Origin of the sequence: Nostoc sp., assembly GCF_036917155.1 — a bacterium.
Taxonomy (GTDB): domain Bacteria; phylum Cyanobacteriota; class Cyanobacteriia; order Cyanobacteriales; family Nostocaceae; genus Nostoc.
In genome coordinates, this window is record NZ_JBALDZ010000051.1 from 18,415 (window position 1) to 40,030 (window position 21,616).

The 21,616-nt window shown below is 42.9% G+C and carries 24 protein-coding genes, 1 tRNA gene and 1 pseudogene; 18 read left to right on the forward strand and 8 right to left on the reverse strand.

Annotation, left to right across the window (positions count from 1 at the left end; genetic code table 11):
* Positions 1-141: 141 nt before the first annotated feature.
* Both V7K67_RS07810 and V7K67_RS07815 read right to left on the reverse strand, forming a co-directional pair.
* Complete coding sequence (locus V7K67_RS07810) at positions 142-384, reverse strand: hypothetical protein (RefSeq protein WP_334729932.1); 243 nt, start codon at positions 382-384, stop codon at positions 142-144.
* 137 nt (positions 385-521) lie between these two features.
* Entirely contained in the window at positions 522-815 is a 294-nt protein-coding gene (locus V7K67_RS07815; RefSeq protein ID WP_334729933.1) for a DUF3493 domain-containing protein, read from the reverse strand.
* 33 nt (positions 816-848) lie between these two features.
* Between V7K67_RS07815 and V7K67_RS07820 the strand changes: the two genes are divergently transcribed.
* The 3 genes from V7K67_RS07820 (at position 849) to V7K67_RS07830 (ending at position 2,107) form a co-directional block, all read left to right on the forward strand.
* Positions 849-920 (forward strand) — tRNA-Thr (locus V7K67_RS07820).
* Between the two features lie 136 nt (positions 921-1,056).
* Positions 1,057-1,287 (forward strand): hypothetical protein, encoded by a 231-nt coding sequence (locus tag V7K67_RS07825; RefSeq protein WP_335165916.1) that lies wholly within the window; start codon positions 1,057-1,059, stop codon positions 1,285-1,287.
* A 268-nt stretch (positions 1,288-1,555) separates the two neighbouring features.
* The gene (locus tag V7K67_RS07830; RefSeq protein ID WP_334729935.1) at positions 1,556-2,107 is read left to right on the forward strand and encodes a transposase; all 552 of its coding nucleotides are present in this window, start codon (positions 1,556-1,558) and stop codon (positions 2,105-2,107) included.
* Positions 2,108-2,827: 720 nt separating this feature from the next.
* On the opposite strand, the gene V7K67_RS07835 is transcribed toward V7K67_RS07830, so the two are convergent.
* The gene (locus V7K67_RS07835; protein ID WP_334729936.1) at positions 2,828-2,995 is read right to left on the reverse strand and encodes a ribbon-helix-helix domain-containing protein; all 168 of its coding nucleotides are present in this window, start codon (positions 2,993-2,995) and stop codon (positions 2,828-2,830) included.
* Positions 2,996-3,167: 172 nt separating this feature from the next.
* On the opposite strand from V7K67_RS07835, the gene V7K67_RS07840 reads away from it, so the two are divergent.
* The 8 genes and pseudogenes from V7K67_RS07840 to V7K67_RS07875 all read left to right on the forward strand — a co-directional run bounded on the left by V7K67_RS07840 (position 3,168) and on the right by V7K67_RS07875 (position 9,410).
* Positions 3,168-3,752, forward strand: a complete 585-nt coding sequence (locus V7K67_RS07840; RefSeq protein ID WP_334729937.1) for a hypothetical protein — start codon at positions 3,168-3,170, stop codon at positions 3,750-3,752.
* Positions 3,749-4,078, forward strand: a complete 330-nt coding sequence (locus V7K67_RS07845) for a helix-turn-helix domain-containing protein (RefSeq protein ID WP_334729938.1) — start codon at positions 3,749-3,751, stop codon at positions 4,076-4,078. The genes V7K67_RS07840 and V7K67_RS07845 overlap by 4 nt, the downstream gene beginning before the upstream one ends.
* Positions 4,079-4,127: 49 nt before the next feature.
* Positions 4,128-4,841 (forward strand): annotated as a pseudogene (locus V7K67_RS07850) (transposase); the annotation flags it as partial.
* A 786-nt stretch (positions 4,842-5,627) separates the two neighbouring features.
* Complete coding sequence (locus V7K67_RS07855) at positions 5,628-6,182, forward strand: thioredoxin family protein (RefSeq protein ID WP_334711197.1); 555 nt, start codon at positions 5,628-5,630, stop codon at positions 6,180-6,182.
* A 71-nt stretch (positions 6,183-6,253) separates the two neighbouring features.
* Positions 6,254-6,982 (forward strand): UMP kinase, encoded by a 729-nt coding sequence (gene pyrH, locus V7K67_RS07860; RefSeq protein WP_181927858.1) that lies wholly within the window; start codon positions 6,254-6,256, stop codon positions 6,980-6,982.
* Entirely contained in the window at positions 6,969-7,517 is a 549-nt protein-coding gene (gene frr / locus V7K67_RS07865) for a ribosome recycling factor (RefSeq protein ID WP_334711198.1), read from the forward strand. The genes pyrH and frr overlap by 14 nt, the downstream gene beginning before the upstream one ends.
* 269 nt (positions 7,518-7,786) lie before the next feature.
* Positions 7,787-8,908, forward strand: a complete 1,122-nt coding sequence (locus tag V7K67_RS07870; RefSeq protein ID WP_334729940.1) for a geranylgeranyl reductase family protein — start codon at positions 7,787-7,789, stop codon at positions 8,906-8,908.
* Positions 8,909-8,984: 76 nt separating this feature from the next.
* Positions 8,985-9,410 (forward strand): hypothetical protein, encoded by a 426-nt coding sequence (locus tag V7K67_RS07875; protein WP_335165920.1) that lies wholly within the window; start codon positions 8,985-8,987, stop codon positions 9,408-9,410.
* Positions 9,411-9,859: 449 nt separating this feature from the next.
* Here the strand turns inward: V7K67_RS07875 and V7K67_RS07880 are convergent, their stop codons facing one another.
* Both V7K67_RS07880 and V7K67_RS07885 read right to left on the reverse strand, forming a co-directional pair.
* A complete protein-coding gene (locus tag V7K67_RS07880; RefSeq protein WP_334729942.1) occupies positions 9,860-10,417 on the reverse strand; it encodes a Uma2 family endonuclease in 558 nt (185 codons plus the stop codon).
* A gap of 161 nt (positions 10,418-10,578) precedes the next feature.
* A complete protein-coding gene (locus V7K67_RS07885; protein WP_334729943.1) occupies positions 10,579-10,839 on the reverse strand; it encodes a hypothetical protein in 261 nt (86 codons plus the stop codon).
* Between the two features lie 173 nt (positions 10,840-11,012).
* On the opposite strand from V7K67_RS07885, the gene V7K67_RS07890 reads away from it, so the two are divergent.
* Both V7K67_RS07890 and lysS read left to right on the forward strand, forming a co-directional pair.
* Positions 11,013-11,213 (forward strand): hypothetical protein, encoded by a 201-nt coding sequence (locus tag V7K67_RS07890; RefSeq protein ID WP_335165922.1) that lies wholly within the window; start codon positions 11,013-11,015, stop codon positions 11,211-11,213.
* Between the two features lie 56 nt (positions 11,214-11,269).
* A complete protein-coding gene (gene lysS, locus V7K67_RS07895) occupies positions 11,270-12,787 on the forward strand; it encodes a lysine--tRNA ligase (RefSeq protein ID WP_335165924.1) in 1,518 nt (505 codons plus the stop codon).
* A 61-nt stretch (positions 12,788-12,848) separates the two neighbouring features.
* Here lysS and purF read toward each other — a convergent pair whose 3' ends face one another.
* The gene (purF, locus tag V7K67_RS07900; RefSeq protein WP_334729946.1) at positions 12,849-14,336 is read right to left on the reverse strand and encodes an amidophosphoribosyltransferase; all 1,488 of its coding nucleotides are present in this window, start codon (positions 14,334-14,336) and stop codon (positions 12,849-12,851) included.
* Between the two features lie 459 nt (positions 14,337-14,795).
* Positions 14,796-17,207: a phosphoribosylformylglycinamidine synthase subunit PurL gene (gene purL / locus V7K67_RS07905; RefSeq protein WP_334729947.1), complete on the reverse strand. Its 2,412-nt coding sequence runs from the start codon at positions 17,205-17,207 to the stop codon at positions 14,796-14,798.
* Between the two features lie 171 nt (positions 17,208-17,378).
* On the opposite strand from purL, the gene V7K67_RS07910 reads away from it, so the two are divergent.
* Both V7K67_RS07910 and V7K67_RS07915 read left to right on the forward strand, forming a co-directional pair.
* A complete protein-coding gene (locus V7K67_RS07910; protein WP_334729948.1) occupies positions 17,379-17,507 on the forward strand; it encodes a hypothetical protein in 129 nt (42 codons plus the stop codon).
* A gap of 162 nt (positions 17,508-17,669) precedes the next feature.
* Positions 17,670-17,924 carry a hypothetical protein gene (locus tag V7K67_RS07915; protein WP_334729949.1) on the forward strand — a complete coding sequence of 85 codons (255 nt, stop codon included), beginning with the start codon at positions 17,670-17,672 and terminating at the stop codon, positions 17,922-17,924.
* A 527-nt stretch (positions 17,925-18,451) separates the two neighbouring features.
* Here the strand turns inward: V7K67_RS07915 and V7K67_RS07920 are convergent.
* Positions 18,452-18,937 (reverse strand): allophycocyanin subunit alpha-B, encoded by a 486-nt coding sequence (locus tag V7K67_RS07920; protein WP_334729950.1) that lies wholly within the window; start codon positions 18,935-18,937, stop codon positions 18,452-18,454.
* A gap of 83 nt (positions 18,938-19,020) precedes the next feature.
* Here V7K67_RS07920 and V7K67_RS07925 point away from each other — a divergent pair, with 83 nt between their 5' ends.
* The 3 genes from V7K67_RS07925 to V7K67_RS07935 all read left to right on the forward strand — a co-directional run bounded on the left by V7K67_RS07925 (position 19,021) and on the right by V7K67_RS07935 (position 21,463).
* Positions 19,021-19,149, forward strand: coding sequence for a hypothetical protein (locus V7K67_RS07925; protein ID WP_335165927.1), 129 nt, complete (start codon positions 19,021-19,023; stop codon positions 19,147-19,149).
* Positions 19,150-19,215: 66 nt separating this feature from the next.
* A complete protein-coding gene (gene rlmD, locus V7K67_RS07930; protein WP_334729952.1) occupies positions 19,216-20,622 on the forward strand; it encodes a 23S rRNA (uracil(1939)-C(5))-methyltransferase RlmD in 1,407 nt (468 codons plus the stop codon).
* A gap of 391 nt (positions 20,623-21,013) precedes the next feature.
* Positions 21,014-21,463 carry an ATP-binding protein gene (locus V7K67_RS07935; RefSeq protein ID WP_179068619.1) on the forward strand — a complete coding sequence of 150 codons (450 nt, stop codon included), beginning with the start codon at positions 21,014-21,016 and terminating at the stop codon, positions 21,461-21,463.
* The last annotated feature ends 153 nt before the right edge of the window (positions 21,464-21,616 follow it).

The following is a 21,616-nucleotide window of genomic DNA, read 5'->3' on the forward strand; positions in this document are numbered from 1 at the left end:
CTTCTAATTAATCTGAGTTCTATTAATTTTCGGGCTTTCTAAACATAAAATTTGGGGTCTTTAAATATAGCCGACCCCATTTGAATCTGATTGAGTTTATGATCAGGGTCTTTATATTAGCTGACCCCGTTTCAACGATTTCTATTCTCTCAGAAATTTTTGCTTTTTGGGATTTTCTAATAATTTTTTTATTTTTTGACCTCTTGATATTTTAATCTTCACTAAAGCATTAACAAATTTCAAGAATATAAAGATATCTAAAAGCAAAGCATTAAAAGGGAACAGGGAACGGGCAACAGGCAACAGGGAAATCCCCATAATTAAAATCAGGGGATTTGTACAAGGACACATTGAAACATCGTGGCTGACGCCATCTCGTTTCAAATATTTTTATCTCTTTTCATAAATAAATTTAGGGGCTTTAAACCCTGTATTCGGGGCTAATTTTTTTCCTGTTCCCTGTTAAGAGTTCCCGCCCCGAAGGGGCTTGGTAAAAAAATTAATAGCTAAAATTTCTCCCTTCAAGAATTAGGATTTTTACCCGATTGGGGGCATTGTTGCCGACGCTGTTCCCACCGCCAGAGGAAAACCATTAAGGCAACAATTCCTACTTGGAGAGCTAAACTTGGCAAAGCACTCTCAACATTGCGTCCAGCAAGCACTTGGAAGAAAAAGACAAATGCACCAAGTGAGCCAGAAGCACCAAAAGCGATGTAGAAAAATTGGCGTAAGCCGCGATAAGGAGCGGCTATTTCTGCTTTGAGGCTGGCGTATTGTTCAGGGTTAAGGCGATTTTTGCGATTTTGATCTACCATGATTAAATCATGTTATACTCTTAGATTGTGTACGCCGATGTGGCTCAGTGGTAGAGCAGCTGATTCGTAATCAGCAGGCCGTGGGTTCAAATCCCATCATCGGCTTTGATGAAAGCATTATTCAATACTAAAGTTTGACATAAATCAAGTGTACAGTGACTAATTATTTGTCGTCGGTGACAGATTAATTAAGTCGTGAGTCTTAGGAATCACCGTGGCTTCAGCCTGGTAAGGATGTCAAGTGCTGTATCACAAACCCGGTGTACCACTGGCTGTAATTGAAGCTAAAGATAATAATCACTCTGTCAGTGCGGGAATGCAACAAGCGATCGCAACTGGTGAACTAATTGATGTACCATTCATCTTTAACTCTAATGGCGACGCTTTTATGATGTGCGATCGCACGATTAACGAATATTCAGGTAGGGGCGGGTTCACAGATATCCTCAATTATTCACGATATTTTGGATAAACCCGCCCCTAGATCCGCGATTTACAACGATTATGATATTAATTACCAACGAATATTCGGGTAGGGGCGGGTTCACAGATATCCTCAATTATTCACGATATTTTGGATAAACCCGCCCCTAGATCCGCGATTTACAACGATTATGATATTAATTACCAACGAATATTCGGGTAGGGGCGGGTTCACAGATATCCTCAATTATTCACGATATTTTGGATAAACCCGCCCCTACGTCCGCGATTTACAACGATGAATTAATAAAAAAATTATGAAATATAATCCAGATAAACATCATCGTAGATCAATTCGGTTACAGGGTTATGATTATACACAGGCAGGGATGTATTTTATAACCATTTGTATTTGGCAACGTGAATGCTTATTAGGAACCTTGGTAGGGGCAGATTCACAAAGATTATCCAATATCAACGATGGTATCAATGAAGCTGCTCCTACGTATATCGAATTAAGCCGTTATGGTCAAGTGGTTCAATATAACTGGAATATTCTGGCTAAGAAATTTAGTAATGTTCAGTTAGATGAATTTGTAATTATGCCTAACCATGTACATGGAATAATTCAACTAACCACATCAGGAGGGGAAGCATTACCAGAAATAATACGTAATTTCAAGACATCTTCTGCTCGTCGTATTAATAAATTGAGAGACTCAAAAGGTATACCTGTTTGGCAGCGTAACTATTATGAACATATTATACGCAATGAAGAAGCATTGCAAAAAATTCGTGAATATATATTTAATAATCCTTTATCTTGGGAGCAGGATCAATTACATCCAAACAATCCATCCAAATGGTAAGAATATATTCGAGGTCAATAATCGCTGCTGTAGGGGCGGGTTTGCCAAGATTAAGTAGGTGGGCGTCAATATTTGTCGTTGGAAAAAGGCAGGGGGCAGGGGGCAGGGAGCAGGGTGAGAAAGGGTTTGAGCCTTGTTTACTTTTCTTTACACAGTTTGGTTTTATTGTGCCGACTTACTTATCGTTTATATTTGATAATAGTTATGAACCCGCCCCCACATCATAAAAACGAAAAAGAATATTTATTTATGCTCTAGCGAATAATCAAGATATTAACAAACGCAATATTAACAAATGCAATATAGCTTATCGTCTAGCAGAGGTCGTAGGGGCGGGTTTAGCAATATCATCATAAATGATTGAGCATATCTGTGAACCCACCCCTACTGCTTGTGAGAAATGTGGGAGGATACCCTAGAGCGCCAGTCCAGTAGAAGTACTTGACCTAAAATACAAGATATGTATGTTGTTAAAATCGTGAATTTTAGTGTTCCGTTTTTATGCTGTCGCTAAAAAACAGACCCAAATGTTTCACCTTAAATGGGCGTTTTGTCTTAATCCACATATTTGAGTTTTTGTCAATATATATTAGTGGACTGGCGCTCTAGGTAAGCATTGCCCTAACAAACCGACAGAATTCACACAGCAGTTAATCGCATCTTCAAAACCCATCAAAATGCGTTGGCGTAGCCCGCCGCAGGCATCGCCTCTCTAACAAATTACGAATTTTTTGGTCTAATAGTCCCGTCATCCTGCGCTTTTTTAATCGCTCGTTTCACAATTAACACCGCCATTTGAGACAAAGAACGCTCCTCTGCATCAGCCAATTGTTGCAGGGCTTCTTTATCTTCTTCTTCCATGTAAATAGTTACTGTTACTTTTCCCATATCATCATCATAAGCGAGCTTGTGTCTTTTTATATTAAACGCACTAAAGTACATAAATTAACATAAAAGTAAACTAATTTTATGTATAATTACAGATAAGTCAAAAGCCAGCCATCAACTTTCTCAGGGCGGATGCTGGCTTTTGGCCCCCCTATCACAGGAGACATATACAATGTTAAAGCCTGTTAGCTACAAAACAGATGAACACAGAGCTTATCAACAAGCTTTAGATGACTTCGGGATCACCGAATTACTAGCAAAGCTCAACAACTTCTCTGATGCTGACTTTGATAGCACCTGGATGCAACTCCAGCAGCAAGAAATAGAAACTCTAGCTGCAATTCTGATTTCTGGGTTAACTCACAGCATTAATGGTAATTTGATTGCTGCTTATCTCAATCTCATCCGGCACAATAACCAAGATATTGCCCCAGGTTTGATTAACCTGAAATACCCAGATGCATCTATTGAGCTTCCTGTCAACTTTCCTGATGTAGCCAAGACACCCAGATTTTTATATGGCGATCGCTTGCGTTGGCTCTCCACTGAAAGCGATACTGACTGGGGTATTGTCATTGGTCGATTTTATAGCTTTGCTTGCGATGCCTTCGGCGGTTCGCGGAGCGACCATCGCTGTTGCTGGAGTTGGTGCTACCTGATTTGGTTGAGCAAAAATAGCCCCAGTGCTACTTGGACATCTGCCGATATTGCTTGGGAAGAGGATTTAGAACCAATCAACGAGGAAACAGACTTATGAATCCTCATCCACTCAAGCAGCGAGAGCAAGATTTGATCCAACTCTACAGTTATTGTCAATTGGGCATGACTCCCAAGCAGTTTTACTCCAAGTGGCAGGTAAACTACGAACAAATGGCTCAGATTTGCGATCGTTCCCTGTCCACCGTTCGACGCTGGTTTGCTAGAGGTAAAAACTACCGCCGTCCCATGCCAGCCGATTTACGCCACCTTGCCCTGATGAACTTTTTGCTGGAACACTTTGAGGATATCCCCGAAGAAGTGTTGCAGAAGCTTTGTTTTCCAGACGAAAGTAGGGGCGGGTTCATAGATATCTTTAAAGATTAGTGAGGATATTTGTCAACCCGCCCCTACTGTATCTAATTTCAATATCAAAACGTTACGGCTGCTACCACCAGAATGTCAGGTGACGTTGTTAGCGGATCGAGGATTTGAACATGGTGCGTTGATCAGGTGGTTACGGGAGCATCAATGGTCGTGGTCGGTCCGGACGAAATCGGACTTGAACATTACCCTCTCCAATGGTCAAACGGCTGCTGTTGCCGCCTTGCTTCCTCCTCTGGGGGAAGCTTATCTGTTTCGAGAAGTCAATGTTTTGCAGGACATTGAGTGTCATCTAGCCACCGCCCACTTAGCCCTGGCGGGTGAAGCTTGGGCTGTCCTTTCCGATGTGCCTCCGTCCTTGCAGACATTTGAGGTCTATGGTCAGCGATTTGGGGGCATTGAGCCACATTTCAAGGATTATAAGTCCGCCGCTTTTGAACTCATCCGCTCTCACTTGCGCGATCCTCAAGCGCTGAATTGTTTGTTGATGCTGCTAGCTGCTGCAACCTTGATTGCTATTGCTGTTGCAGTGGTGGTCGTCGGTGAAGGTCGGCGCAAAATGCTCGATTGGCATAGTCAACGGGGATTGAGTTTCTTACAATTAGGATTGCGCGAGATTAAACGCTTGTGTTATCAACATCTCCCCATTCCTAGTTTACCCGCATTACCTCAAAAGAGTCCTCCGTCTGCCTCTGCTTCCCTCAAAAAACGCGCGCACGTCGAGACGCGAATTGAGTTCTCACGTGTCACGGTTTTCTCAACCTGAGACTCCAGAAAGTTTTCTGCACCACTAAGGCTAAATTAGTCATGGTATAGTTGATTTGACTACTAAGTAGATATTGACAATAATTAAGTTTAGTAAATTTCATCGCTAACCGATTTTTCGATGCACCCGCTACTTATTCTCTCATAAAATTTTTCTTGGAATTTACTTGATTAGTTACTATCAACAATTCCAAAAAGGGCTGATTTTAAAACACCTTTTTATAGTACTAAAGTACCAGTATTTAGTGATCGCCTGTGCCAGTTGCGTCAGTCATGTAGTACTATAGTACTAGTAGTTATTGCTCGCCTGTGCCAGTTGCGTAAGTCCTGGCCCATTCTGAATTCTTCTTCAACAGCAGTAAGGCGTAAGTAGAATTGTTTTGAATTTGAATAAAATTTATCAGATTTTCAAAATAAATCTTTTGCTATGGTGATAGCCTATACATATACCATAAAAACTTCTCGGCTGATAACATTAGCATTAAGCTGATAGTTTTATCCAGTATAGAGAGTTTTAATTTGGTTGGTAGAGGTAATTTACTCACAACTGAAGATTATGTCAGTATTCTGAATTATAAATTTTGTAGTGTGAGTAATATTTTGGCTATTTTTAGATGTCAGCGAATTAGCATCAATGCTACATTCAGTAGTTTCACAATTTACGATCGCAAATTTGATCTATAAGATTGGCGAATATGAGGCATCGGCTAAGGGGTGGTTTGCAACTGGAAACTGACGCTGAATTTAACAATATTTTTCTTGTTCCTAGTTCTGCGAGCCAGAAATCATGAATCTACTAGAAACAATCGATACTCCCGTTGGGAGCTACGCACCAGATTTTGAACTGCCCGGAATTGATGGTCAAGTACACCATCTCAGGCGTTATCTTGAAAAGTTCCGAGCAGTCGGCGTTATTTCTATGTGCAACCACTGTCCTTATGTAGAGTGGTATCTAGGTAGGCTAAAAAACATTCAAGCCGAATTTGCCCCCAAAGGCTTTACACTAATTGGATTGAATGGTAGTAATGTTGACTACGATACTAGGTCAAGCTTTGAAAATATGAAAGCTTTTGCCCGGCGTCACCAGTTGAACTTCCCCTACCTGTGGGACTCAACCCAAGATGTGACCGGTAGTTTTGGTGCAAGAAAAACACCAACAGCCTTTCTAATTGATACTAATGGTATAGTCCGCTACAAAGGTAAAATTGATAATCATCCCCAAGATGCATCATCAGTGGGAGAAGATTATTTGAGAACAGCGATCGCTTCTCTGTTTGATGGTCGAGAAATAGATATACCACAGACAGAAGCAATAGGTACTACATTGATTTGGCGTAACTAGACATAGATAGTCCCTGTAACTGTTATCTTAAATTGGAGGCAATTGCAACTTTTTTGATAAAGCGGAACTTCATGGGAACGAATTACCGACGGGTTTTACTCAAACTGAGCGGTGAAGCCTTAATGGGCAACATGGGCTATGGCATTGACCCAGAGGTGGTCAAAGGAATAGCACAAGAATTAGCAGAGGTGATAGCCACTGGTACTCAAATCGCCATAGTTGTTGGCGGCGGCAATATTTTTCGTGGCGTCAAAGCAGCGTCGGCGGGAATGGACAGGGCAACAGCTGACTATATTGGGATGATTGCCACGGTAATGAATGCCATGACTCTGCAAGATTCGCTAGAACGCATAGGAGTACAGACGCGGGTGCAAACTGCGATCGCTATGCAAGAATTAGCAGAACCGTATATTCGTCGTCGTGCCATCCGTCATCTTGAAAAAGGGCGGGTGGTAATTTTTGGCGCTGGTTCTGGAAATCCCTTCTTTACTACAGATACGACTGCGGCATTAAGAGCAGCAGAAATTGATGCCGAGGTGATTTTTAAAGCCACCAAAGTAGACGGAGTGTATGATGCCGATCCTCATATTTATCCTGAAGCCAAGCGTTACAATAGCTTAACCTACGCGCATGTTTTAGCCAAAGATTTGCGGGTGATGGATAGTACTGCGATCGCCTTGTGTAAAGAAAATAATATCCCAATTTTGGTCTTTGACCTAACGGTGAGAGGTAACATCCACCGAGCAGTCTTGGGAGAATCCATCGGCACCCTTGTGGGAGGTTCTTGTGAAATTAGCTGAAGCTGAAAGTACGATGCAAAAAACCGTTGAGGCCACTCAACGATCTTTTAACTCAATTCGCACTGGTCGCGCCAATGCGAGCCTATTAGATAAGGTATTGGTGGATTATTACGGTTCGCCCACTTCCTTGAAATCACTGGCAAACATTAGCACGCCAGATGCTACGACGATCTTAATTCAACCCTACGATCGCAGCAGTTTAAATATAGTCGAAAAAGCGATTTCTTTGTCAGATGTCGGTTTAACCCCTAGTAATGACGGTTCCGTGATTCGGCTGAATATTCCACCCTTGACAAGCGATCGCCGTAAAGAACTCGTCAAAATAGCATCTAAGTATGCTGAAGAGGGTCGTGTTAGTATTCGCAACATCCGCCGCGATGCCATAGACGCCATTCGCAAACAGGAAAAAAATGCTGAAATTCCTGAAGATGAAGCACGAGATCAGCAAGATAAATTGCAAAAACTGACAAACAAGTATACTGCCCGAATCGACGAATTGCTGGCAGAAAAAGAAAAGGACATTACGACTGTTTAAAGTCTAAAGTCTGAAGTATAAAGGCTGAAGAATGATGGATAAATTCTTCAGCCTTTGTCTTACAGCTACGAATTAATACTAATAATCTGCTTCCACCACTTCTAATGTCAAAATCCCTTTTGGTTTATTCACAACCAACTGCATAATATCCAACCACAGTAAACCTTCTAGTTTCGGTTTCAGACGTGATGAATCGCGTCTTGTCTATTCCCTATAGGTATTGGTAGGCGCGTTAGCTTAAACTAATTGAGAAGCAAGGATTCAGGAATATGTACGACTGCATCATCGTCGGCGCGGGGCCAGCTGGTGGAACAGCTGCATATCATTTAGCCAAACAAGGCCGCTCAGTATTAGTTTTAGAAAAAGAATCCCTGCCAAGATATAAACCTTGTGGTGGTGGTGTATCCCCAGCGATCGCTCAATGGTTTGACTTTGATTTTAGCCCAGTAATTTCTGTAAAAGCCGACTCCTTTCGCTTTACCTGGAAATTGGGCGATCCCGTAGAAGCAAAAATCCCCACAAAAGAACCAGTCTGGATGGTGCGACGAGATATTTTTGACCATTTCCTAGTGCAGCAAGGACAGAAGCAAGGGGCTGAACTACGAGATAATACGGAAGTAACAGGTATTGAGTTTCAAAGCGACTATTGGCAAGTTAACACAGCCAATGGCCCAGTTACAAGTAGCTACTTAATCGCAGCTGATGGTGTCAAAGGGCCAATGGCAAAATGGCTAGGCTTCAAAGAACGTAAACGCAGTTTAGCAGGAGCTTTAGAGGCAGAAGTTACGGCAACTGTCGAGGATAAATCCACAATGCACATCGAGTTAGGCTTGGTGAAAAATGGCTATATGTGGAACTTTCCGAAGGCAGACGGTTATTCCATTGGTATCGGTACATTTGTCGGCGGCGAACGCCAAGACTTTAAGAAGATTTTAGATGAGTACGCGCGATCGTTTAATCTAGATATCAAAACTAGTAAGCAGTATGGCTATCCCATATCTATTTGGGATGGTAATCAAAAGCTGCATACCCAAAATGCAGTTTTGGCTGGGGAAGCTGCTTGTGTAGTTGATCCCATGACAGCAGAAGGCATTCGTCCGTCAATTTTTAGCGGTTTAATTGCAGCAGGAGCCATTAATGAGGCACTTTCTGGTAATACCAACGCTTTAGAAAAATATAGCGAAGCCATGAATGAACAATGGGGTACTGAGATGGCTTGGGCGAAAAAGTTAGCTGGAGCGTTTTATCGGTTTTCCAACATTGCTTACCAAGTTGGTGTTAAGCACCCCTCTGCTCCCCAAGTCATGGGTAAAATTATGTGTGGAGAACTGGGCTATGGCGACATTGCTGGTCGTGCCCTCAAGCGTTTAATTTCTGGTTTTGGAGGTTGATTAACTAGACAAATTGCTCAAGCAACTTGTTAAAAGCAGGCAAACTTCCGCCACTGTGTACTAGGCATTTCTCAATATGGCAATTTACTTGACAAAACGGCTATCTGTGTTCGCTAATCTTCTTGCTCTTATCCTCTTCATGCCGGGAATTGCCTTCGCTGCACCCGTTCAAATCAATACGACTTCTGGTATTATTTTTGCTCAAACTACTAAAACTGCAAGCTATTCCACCTCCTCAGAAATTAACCTGACTCCTTTACAACGGCAAGAACTTCAGGCTGTGCGTCAGAGAAGAAATAGGGAAATAGAGGCAGTGTTAACCTCATTCCAACGTGCCCAACTTACTCACAATCTCCGGGCTGGTAATAATATCAAGCAAGCGCTAGAAAAAATAAATTTGCAACCAGAGCAGCAAGATTTAGTAAAGGCGATCGTGCAATTTACTAACTTGAAAATGAAGGCTATTTCATCTAGGCATTTGCTAAAAATAGGAAAGAATTAAAGGCTTAAAATAAGCGATCGCAAGCAGTTTTTATTTTACCTTTCTCATACCAATCTTATCAAAGAATACGATAAATCATGAGTCTGAGTTGAATGCAGTAGAACTAAACAAATGGAGACAGTACCCGGATTTCTCACCACATCTCAATAATTAAATAAGTAATGAGTAATGAGTAATGAATCTTACTTATTACTTATTACTTCGCCCGTGAGGGGAGCAGGGGAGAGTTCAATCTGCCAAGTTCAATCCCTTCTCTCCTTGTGAGAAATGCGGGAGTAGACTACTTAACAGAATACTACAAAGAAATAGCTGCTTACTACATAGAAGCAACTAATTTGGGAAATGCTATGTTACTTTACTTAACTTAGTTATTTTAATTATTAATGCGATGTACAACTTATTCTTATAACCCCACTTCTATTATTTCTCTACCTCACAGTCCGAGAGGCTTATGGAAACATTTGACTAATCTGGACTTCAATTTCTGGAAAAGCAATCAAAGATAATATTGCATCCTCCTGCAAAATAAATTCAAAATTATAGCCTTCTAAACCCGGTTCGCGGAAAACATAAACCTGACGCTGATTCACATCCAAAATCCAGTAGTCAGTAATTCCCGCTCTAGCATAAAGAGGCGCTTTTTGTTTACGATCTGTTTCTAGTGTTGTATCTGCTACCTCCATAAGTAAAAAGATTTCATTCGGTGCAGGATGATGATCAATGTACTTTCGCGTATCAATCTGGACAACAGCGATATCTGGCTCAGGTTCCGAATATTGGCTCAACTGAATGGGATCTTGTACCCGAACTAGGGCAACTTCTGCTAGCAGCCGCTTGAGATAGTCAGACGCACACAGTGTTGTTGCTGCATGGGGAGGATTTTTGGCGCTCATCGGGATAACTTGCCCATCAATCAGTTCTACCCGTTCATTCTCTGTAATAATACCCGTTTCAAACATCCGGTGATATTCGTTGACAGTCCACAAGCGCACTCTAGTTTGTGTCATTGTATATTTCCTGTACCGATGCCTCCGGCGGGCTACGCTTACGCACGTGCCCTCAAAGACAAATATCTTTTACTGCCAACTTTTGCAGCATTTATAAACTAATTTTGCCCTATTTAGCATGACGGCTACCTGTTAACGGAGGAATATTACTTTCGACACATTCATTCCTCGCTAGCTGGCTCATTGTCACTGCTGTCAGCAGTTCCATCCAGAATGCTTTTGAACAGTTCGTCAGGAGTCATTCCCCGCTTTTTCGCCATATACTCCAGCATTCTTTCAATTTCAGGTTTTTTTTCGGCAATTCCAAAGCCTATTAGCAAAGCTGCTTGAACTGACTTGCTGCGATTATTAAGCCAAGCCCAAATGGTGAGCCAATCATCATCATGTTCACCTAAGGGGCCTATGGGAAATCGCTTTGGCATCTTATGTTTCAAATTATATCGTTTATGTAGCTAATTAGTCTCAAAAAAGAACTATATACGTTTCATTTTTAATCCAATCTTTGATAAGATTTGACTAAAGCAAAAAGCCAGTGCGTCCCGTGGAAAGTTCGGCACTGGCTGTTGCTCCAAACTCAATGGAGACTTATCTTATTATGCCCTATCGAGAGAATCTCAATAGGTGGTTAGTTGTGCGTTTGCTTGCCAATATGCAACGAGTTGTTGTGGCTCGTTTCCGAACCCAATCGGATGCTGATGGATATTTGCGAGTTATTCAACGCTTAATACCTGATGGCAAATTTTTGGTAGTATTTGATGGCGACACTAAATCTAAAGTTTGTAAAGATTGCAGATAATCGCCTCACTTGATTGCAGCATCTATAATTAATCTTGCCCTATTTAGTTCGTTACCATGTCGGAAGAAGATATCCGAGCCGCCAGGCTGGAGAAAGTAGAACAACTCAAGCAGCTAGGGACTAACCCTTATGCCTATCGTTGGGAATCTACCCATCATGCAGCGCAGTTGCAAGAAAAGTTTGCCGATTTAGTCAGTGGTGAAGAAGTTGATTTAGAAGTTTCCATAGCTGGACGCATTATGGCGCGTCGCGTTTTTGGTAAATTGGCTTTCTTCACTTTGCAAGACGAAACCGGTACAATTCAGCTTTATCTGGATAAAAATCGCATTCAAGAAGGTATGGCAGATATTGATGCCGATGCCTTCAATCACTTAAAACAACTTACAGATGCAGGCGACATCCTGGGAGCCAAAGGTACTATTAAACGGACTGAAAAGGGCGAGTTATCTGTCTACGTTAAACAATATACTATCCTCACTAAATCCCTGTTGCCCCTACCCGACAAGTGGCATGGATTAACGGATGTTGCCAAGCGCTATCGTCAACGCTACGTTGACTTGATTGTTAACCCAGAAGTGCGACAAACTTTCCGCCGTCGCGCTCAAATTACTGCTGGTATTCGCCGCTATTTAGAAGAACGGGATTTTCTGGAAATTGAAACACCAGTTTTGCAAAGTGAGACTGGAGGTGCAGATGCGCGTCCATTTATCACTTACCACAACACTTTAGAAATGGAGTTATATCTGCGAATTGCCACAGAACTTCATCTCAAACGGTTGATTGTGGGAGGTTTTGAAAAGGTGTTTGAATTGGGGCGAGTTTTCCGCAATGAGGGAATTTCAACTCGACACAATCCCGAATTTACGACGATTGAAGTTTACCAAGCCTACGCCGACTACAACGATATGATGGCGCTGACTGAGGGGATTATTACCACTGTCACTCAAGAGGTACTCGGCACATTGGAAATTACCTACCAAGGGGAACCGATAGATTTAACACCACCTTGGCGACGGGTGACAATGCACGATTTAGTTAAAGAATTTACAGGTTTGGATTTTAATTCGTTCCAAAGTTTGGAAGATGCCAAAACAGCAAGTAAAAATGCTGGTATTCCTGGTATCGATGAAGCCCAATCAATTGGTAAGTTACTAAATTTAGCCTTTGAAGAGAAGGTAGAAACTAATTTAATTCAACCTACTTTTGTAATTGATTACCCTGTAGAAATTTCGCCCCTAGCAAAACCTCACCGTTCTGTGCCTGGTTTGGTAGAACGATTTGAGTTATTTATAGTCGGGCGAGAAACTGGGAATAGCTTCTCAGAACTTACCGATCCTATCGATCAAAGAGAACGTTTTGAAGCACAAGCTGCACGGAAAGCCGCCGGTGACTTAGAAGCCCAAGGTGTAGATGAAGACTTTCTGACAGCTTTGGAATATGGGATGCCGCCTACTGGTGGTTTAGGGATTGGGATCGATCGCTTGGTGATGTTATTAACTGATTGTGCCAGTATTCGGGATGCGATCGCCTTCCCCTTACTCAAGCCAGAAAAATCAGAATCATCCCCAGATTAAGTCTGGGGATTAGGGACTGGGGATTGGGTATTGATTCTCATGTCCCTAATGCCCCAAGTCCCTATACCACTACTTTTTCTAGGATCAGCTTAGAACGCTTTACTTGATCGGGAATCGCGACGGGATAATTTCCAGTGAAGCAGGCGGAACAAAAACTATTAGTGTCTTCTCGTGTCGCATCTAGCATTCCTTCCCAACTCAGATAGGCGAGGCTGTCTACTTCCAGTTGCTTGGCAATTTCCGCTACTGATTTGGTAGCAGCAATTAGCTGATCCTGAGAATCGGTATCAATGCCATAGAAGCAGGGATGAGTTACAGGCGGAGAAGAAATTCGCATGTGTACTTCAATTGCACCTGCATCACGCAAAGTTTTGACTAGTTTACGGCTGGTAGTACCCCGCACAATTGAGTCGTCTACGATGATTACTCGTTTACCTGCTAGCACATCTTTGAGGGGGTTGAGTTTCATCCGAATACCCGACTCCCGCATAGTTTGGGTTGGCTGAATAAAGGTTCGCCCAACGTAGCGATTTTTAATCAGTCCTTCCATGTAGGCGACACCAGAAGCTTGAGAAAATCCAATGGCAGCAGGTATACCAGAGTCAGGAACACCAAAAACAATATCGGCATCTACATTAGATTCTTGTGCCAGTTGCCGCCCTAACCGTATCCGATAACTGTACAAACTCTCGTTGTGCATGATGCTATCAGGGCGGGCAAAGTAAATCATCTCAAAAATACACAATTTCCGCTCGGACTTTTGACTCCAATGATAGGAAGCCAAGCCTTCTTCAGTAATCCAAACTAATTCACCTGGTTCTACATCTCGCAGGTATTCGGCTCCAATGATGTCTAAACCACAAGTCTCGGAAGCCAAAACGTAACGGACTGGATTACCAGCCAAAGTCCCGATTACCAGGGGGCGAATGCCATTAGGATCGCGGACACCCATAACGCCGATGGGAGTGCCAATAACTAAACTAAAGGCTCCTTTACAACGCTGAAATGCCTGAATAGCACCTTCTAGCCAATCTGCGCCCCCATTAATGGCTTCGGCGATCGCAAAAGCGATCATTTCTGAATCTGTTGTGGTGATTAAGTTACATTTATTGTCAATCAACTCTTGACGTAGTTGCACAGTATTGACTAAATTACCATTGTGTGCAAGAGCTAATGAACCTAAACGGGTTTCTAGCACTGCCGGCTGGGCATTAACTCTGCGACTAGAACCTGTGGTGGAATAACGAGTGTGACCAACAGCAAGGCTACCGAGCAATTGATCCAAGATGGATTCATTGAAAACTTGAGACACCAAGCCCATATCCTTGTGGAGATGTACTTGTGTACCCTCAAAGGTGGCAATACCAGCTGATTCTTGACCCCGATGCTGGAGGGCATACAATCCAAAGTAGGTCAGTTTAGCAACGTTTTCTCCTGGGGCATAGATGCCAAAAACACCACAAGCTTCTTCGGGCTTGTCAGGCTGATTTTCATGACTGTTGGTTGGGTCGGGGTATTCATCCGAAGTGACAGAATGAATAGAAATCATGCTAGCTTTGCTCCTGGTGGGGGGGTCAATCAATTTTGGATTTGAGATTGGCGATAGCGGAGCATTAGCGAGTCCGTGTGTCGCGCAGCGTCTCGTAGAGAGCGTCTTTTGGATTGATCGCACCGTAGTAAGGATGCGGCTTGGGATTTGAGAATGGCTATTTTAGATTTGTTTCGCCTAGTAAGAGCAAGATAGGAACTAGAAGCAATGCCCCTAATCCCCCCAGGTTCGGTAGTTGCTCATGGGGGAAACCCCCTTGGCGCTAGCCTCTCCCTTTGGGAGAAGACCGCACTACCTCACCAAAATCTAAAATTCAAAACCTAAAATCGGTAGTTAGTCACTGGGATTATATAGATGATGGCTGCGGATTTCTTAACAAATCTTTAACCGTCCATTAAAACAGTACCGTAAATTTGCTCAGAGACGTTAATAAAAGAGTTAGGAGTTAGGAGTTAGGAGTTAGGAGTTAGGAGTTATGCTTTTTATTCCTAACTCCTCACTTTCAACTCCTAACTTCTTCGGGGCGATACGTCTGGCGATCGCATAGGAATAGCGATCGCTCATATCTTCGATACTAACTTTGATTAAGGTTTGGTTATCAGTGGTGAAAACCCCCAAACCCGTTTCACAATTGCCAACTGTACCTAGTATTTGCCAATTTTGACCTAGATGTTCCTGTAAATATGATTCCCAAATTTCTTGTTGTGCTGATGCAACAGAAACTAAAATCCTGGCACCACCTTCGGCAAACAGCACTTCGTCGAGGCGGTTTGACTGTGTTGATGGTATTTCTAAATTGATTTCGGCACCAAGATTGCCAGCAAGACAACTTTCGGCTATGGCGATCGCCACTCCTCCCTCAGCAGAATCGTGGGCTGAACGTACCCAACCATTACGAATTCCTTCACGGCAAACTTTCTGTACGCGCCGTTCCAAGTCAAAATCTACCCTTGGTGGTTTTCCAGCAACAGTATTGTGGATAGTAGCTAAATACTCAGATGCTCCCAGACTGATTTGGGATGTCAGAGGCAATCCGAGCAGATAAATCACATCGCCGGCTGCTTGCCAACCTTGACCACAAATTTTGGTTATATCGGGAATCAAACCCACCATTCCGACAACAGGAGTGGGATAAATGGGTTGTGGGATGCCTTGAGAATCAAAGGTTTCGTTGTACAAAGAGACATTTCCGCCCGTGACTGGTGTTGCCAATTCTCGGCAACCTTCCGCCAAACCGCGACAAGCTTCTGCCAATTGCCAGTAACCAATGGGTTTTTCTGGAGAGCCAAAATTCAAGTTATCCGTTACCGCCAGAGGTTCTGCACCCACACAGCTAAGATTGCGGGCTGCTTCTGCCACCACTGCCTTAGCTCCTTCGTAAGGGTCAAGATAAACATAACGAGGATTGCAATCTACTGTGGCCGCCACTCCTGATTTTAGATTTTGGATTGGGGATTTTAGATTGGGGATTTCTTCTAGGGGGCGTAAACGGATAACAGCGGCATCTGCACCACCTGGCAGTGTTACCGTATTATTTTGTACTTGATGGTCATATTGACGATATACCCAATTTTTAGATGCGATCGTGGGTGTATCGAGCAAAGTTAAGAGAATATCATTCCAGCTTTGCAAGTATCCTTGGAGTTCTATTCCAGTAGTTGTAGCAGGAGGTAAGGAATCAGCAGTCCATTCCCAAGCTTTGCGCGCATATTCTGGTGGTTCTGTCAATAACTTCCGGTGATACAGTGGGGTATTTTCCGCCAAAGCTTCAGCGGGAATTTCTGCTGCTACTTCACCCTGAAAGAGAATCCGCACAATCGGTTCAGCGATGACTGTACCAGCCACAACGGCTTGAAGTCCCCAACGGTGGAAAATGTCGATTAATTCCTGCTCACGTCCCTTGTGGGCAACAAACAGCATTCGTTCTTGAGATTCCGAAAGCAGATATTCATAAGGAACCATTCCCGTTTCTCTGACGGGAATTTTATCTAAATCTAGTTCAATTCCCACACCGCCTTTTGCTGCCATCTCTGAGGTAGAACAGGTGATTCCCGCTGCTCCCATATCTTGGGCGGCGACAACTGCACCTGTCTTAAACGCCTCTAGACAAGCTTCAATTAACGACTTTTCCAAAAAGGGATCGCCCACTTGCACAGCAGGGCGATCGTCTATGGATTGATCGCTCAATTCTGCACTAGCAAAACTTGCGCCTCCCATACCATCGCGCCCAGTGGTGGAACCAACATACAGCACGGGGTTGCCTAAGCCAGATGCTCCAGATTTGACGATTTCTGCTGTTTCCATCAACCCTAGTGCCATAACATTCACTAGAGGATTACCAGAGTAAGCAGGGTCAAAGTAAACTTCGCCGCCAACGGTGGGTACTCCCACACAATTACCATAATGAGAAATTCCTGCCACTACGCCTTGGAAGAGCCTTTGAGTTTTGGCATCTTCTAGGGAACCGAAGCGTAGCGAGTTTAATAGGGCAATGGGACGCGCACCCATTGTAAAAATATCTCTGAGAATGCCTCCTACTCCTGTTGCAGCTCCCTGAAAGGGTTCGACCGCTGAGGGGTGGTTGTGAGATTCAATCTTAAAAGCTAGTTGGAGTCCATCACCTAAGTCTACAACACCAGCATTTTCACCAGGCCCCACGAGGATACGGGGACCATCGGTGGGAAATTGTTTGAGTAGAGGTCGAGAATTTTTGTAACAGCAATGCTCTGACCACATCACGCCAAACATTCCCAGTTCAGCTTTGTTGGGATGACGGCCTAGCCGACGGACAATTTCTGCGTATTCTTCTGGTTTAAGACCTTCCGCAGCAATTTCTTGGGGGGAAAAGGCTGGTTTTGAGGTTGCAGTCATGGAAGTAATGCACTCTGGGGGGACAGAGCATTATTCTATCGATTTACTTGCCCTGTAAGCGCAGTTCTAGAAATGCAGATAATTCTTCTTAAGAGTTTGGACGCGATCGCTCTTTTCTGAATATAAGTTCCAATGCTAAAGTAATGCTATCTTCAGGCCCTTTATTTTACCATGAACAGCATTACCATTCAAGTTCCTGATGAGCGTTTGTTGAAGCTGCAAGAAACCGCCAATAACCTTGGTGTATCAATAGAAGAATTAGTGCTAATGGGTATTGAAGAAATACTAGACATCTGGTGAAAATGAATGTAGAGACGTAGCACTGCTAGGTCTCTACAAGGACTCTGGATAACGCATATTTAATTTCTGGAGATGTCTACTAGATAAACCAAACGCATCTTTCAAAGGTGCGATGAATTACGTACTCAAGAAAAACACTGAACTTTACAAGCGGTTGGCGTGATGCGCTATCTCACCCTAGAAGAGGTCTTGGAACTCTATCATCGCATAGTTGAGCAGTCAGGTGGATCGGCTGGCATTTCCAATATGGGTGGATTGGAATCAGCGATCGCTCAACCACAAATGACATTTGCTGGTGAGGAACTTTACCCTACAATACCCGAATTTCTCACGCTTTTGGGTGGGGAGGTGTGGGAGGTGCTGCGTTGCACAAAGCGCTCGAACAGAATTATCCCGACAGTGAGATACACAAGATGAATAGCAATTATACACCAAATGCTTTAGTTTTTTAAGATAACTTGATTTTTCAATCTCAGTGAAATTTCTAGCCCCAAAACTTGCATAAATCTAGTGTCACTCAGAGATTATTCGGGTATATGCAGTTTATATGTAACAATCAAGTGACGAGAATCACACATATCGATGATTAGGATCGTCTCCCTGTGATCGCTAACTAGGCATAATTAATGACAACTGAACTCTAGCCGAGTCATTAATAGGGAACACACTTAATTACCGACAGCCTTACTCAAGGACTGTCGGTTTTTTGTATTTGTCATTGTTTATTGTTCATTGGTCATTGGTCATTAGTCATTGGTCATTGGTCATTAGTAAAATGCCCCATGCCCCATGCCCATATCTATAAAATTTCCCCACAACTGGTTCGTAACTTGACAAAGGTTTTGCCACAGCCACTACCAAATGTGGGGAAGGTATGATCAAATTGGGTATCTTATGCCTAAGTAGACCGAAAGTATACTCCTAGAACTCGCACACACTTTGAATTACGACAAAGCCTGAATGATGTAATCAAAGTATGGTGCTGCTTGGGCAGAGTCTTCTGCACTCAGTAAGCTAAGGGAGGCTGTTTTGAGGGAAGTGATCGCTTCTACCATTCCAGGCACGGGAACGCCCAATGAATTGTACATTTCCCGCACACCAATCAAACCGATTTTTTCAATTGGCTCTTTATCACCGGCAAGCACGCCATAGGTAATTAGGCGTAAGTACCAGCCAAAATCACGGATACATAGAGAACGTTGGCGTTCCCCGTAAGCATTACCTCCGGGGGAGATAAAGTCAGGACGCTTCTGCCAAAGTTGTTTGGTTGCTTCCTGAACTATCTTCTTTTCGTTTTCACTCAAAGTAGCTGCAATCCGTGTCCGTTGTACGCCGGTTTGCAAAAAGTCTTTGATATTTTTAAGTTCGCCACTGCTGGGATAACGCAGTTCGTCGTCGGCTTTGAGAATAACTTGGCTAATTACAGTCATGATTATTGAAATCACCTGAAATATTATCTGTTAGTTTACCGAGTTGGAGGTACACAAGTGAAGGGATCGGAGTTACTTATGTATTGAATTTATCTGTTTGGGTAGTAGGGAGTGAGGGAGATGAGGGAGATGAGGGAGATGAGGGAGATGAGGGAGATGAGGGAGATGAGGGAGATAAAGAAAGTGTTTTCCCAATGCCCAATGACCAATGACTAATGACCAATGACCAATGACTAATGACCAATGACTAATGACCAATGACTAATGACCAATGACTAATGACTAAAATAATTTGGCAACAGGGTGAATTAATTGAAGTGATGATCGCTAATCTGAGTGATACAGGCGATGGTGTGGGACGCGCTGATGAACGTGTAGTGTTTGTCCCAGATACCGTCCCAGGTGATCGCGCTATTGTCCGTTTAGTACATGTTAAACCTAAATATGCTCACGGTAAGCTCCAAGAGCTATTAGAAACATCCTCCCACCGGATTCGACCCAGTTGTATTGTGGCGGACAAGTGCGGTGGTTGCCAGTGGCAGCATATTAGTTATGATTACCAGCTAGTAGCCAAGCAAAATCAAGTTATCCAAGCAATGGAGCGCATTGGCGGTTTTATCCAACCACCAGTAAATCCGGTACTCGCCGCCCCTTCTGCTTTCGGCTACCGTAACAAATCTACATATCCTCTCTCGCTATCGGCAACAGGACAGATACAGGCTGGTTACTATCAAAAAGGTAGCCACCAATTAATTAACTTAAATCAATGTCCAGTCCAAGATGCGCGATTAAATCCCCTACTTGCCGAAGTTAAGCAGGATATTCAACAACGGGGTTGGCAAATTTATGACGAACAGCGCCACCTTGGAAAAATTCGCCATCTCGGTTTACGCATTGGCCGACACACTGGAGAAATGTTGCTGACTTTGGTGGTAAAGGACTGGAATTTATCAGGAATTGAAACCCAAGCCCAGGAATGGTTAAAGCGCTATCCGCAGTTAGTGGGAGTATCGCTCAATCGCAATCGCGATCGCACAAATGCTATCTTTGGATCAGAAACCCGTTGTATTGCTGGAGTCCCCCACCTGCATGAAAATTTTGCTGGACTGGAATTTCAAGTACGCCCAGATACATTTTTCCAAGTGTATACAGAAACAGCAGAGGCACTATTGCAGGTAATTCAATCAGAACTCAATCTTCAAGGGCATGAGTTGCTAGTTGATGCCTACTGTGGTATTGGGACTTTAACTTTACCCCTCGCTAAAAAAGTACGTGTTGCTACAGGATTAGAAGTGCAAGCAGCAGCAGTAGAACAAGCTATTTTGAACGCCAACCGCAACGGAATTGGTAATGTGACATTCCAAGTCGGGGCAGTAGAGAAATTGCTCCCAAAAATGGGCACAATACCAGAAGTAGTAATACTCGATCCGCCACGTAAGGGGTGCGATCGCGCAGTCATCGACACTTTACGGCAATTGAAACCATCTCGGATCGTTTACGTCAGCTGTAAAGTAGCTACCCTCGCCCGTGACCTGAAATTGCTTTGTCAAGATGGGCTATATACCATTACACGGGTACAACCTGCTGATTTTTTCCCTCAAACTGCTCATGTTGAAGCTGCCGCCTTTCTTGTGCTGTCACATTTGAACAAGGATGGTAATTCCTTTACAAAAACTGAAATTTGAAATTTTTAGTCTAGTGCATACTAAAGATGCTAAAATTGAATTAAGGCAAAAATAAAAATTCATTTTGTTTAAATAAATTCAAGTTGCATAGGTTCTTAAAAATATGAAGTGGATTGTATGAATTATAAATCGGCCAATAACTAGAGTATGCCAATACTTTCTCAAATTAGCAGCATCTTTTTAATTTGCTGACATCATTATCAAACAAATTCTGGCCGATATATATCTAGACAATCCCAACTCATAGTTATAAAGCCAATGCTCCCTAGCATTTTCAAAATTTAGTTTTAAAGACGCAAGTTTGAAGGCAGCATGACCACCTCAAGTTTTATCAGGGTGACTGTAATAGCAAACTGATGTCTAGCTAACTGAAAGCTATGGGGTTTCTCTTGTGATTACTATTTCACTTCGTCCAGTTGGACGTTATTGGGGCACTATTAGTTTTGCCTCAACCCTCTACCTTTGTCCTATATTAGACTTATTGTTGGCAGAAATTCCAGCAAAATTACAAGCAGAACTGCGTCTAGGACTTCAAGAAGCCCTAGTAAATGCAGCTAAACATGGCAATAATCTCGATCCAAGCAAAACAGTTGTAGTTCGTTTTTCCGTAATAGATAATCAATATTGGTGGATAATATCAGACCAGGGTAGTGGTTTTACTCCTTCATCTACTACTAATGAAGAACCAACAGACTATCTTCCACCAGATGAGTCAGAAAATGGTCGTGGTTTATGTCTTCTGCATCAAATTTTTGATCAGGTGCAATGGAACCGCAAAGGCACAGAATTGAGGCTTTGTAAACAAATGGAAAATCGCCGGGGACTATCTCTGCGGCGATGACTTAAGGAGGAGTTAGGAGTTAGGAGTTAGGAGTTAGGAGTTAGGAGTTAGGAGTTAAGAGTTAGGAGTTAGGAGTTAGGAGTTAGGAGTTTGGAGTTTGGAGTTTGGAGTTTGGAGTTTGGAGTTTGGAGTTTGGAGTTTGGAGTTTGGAGT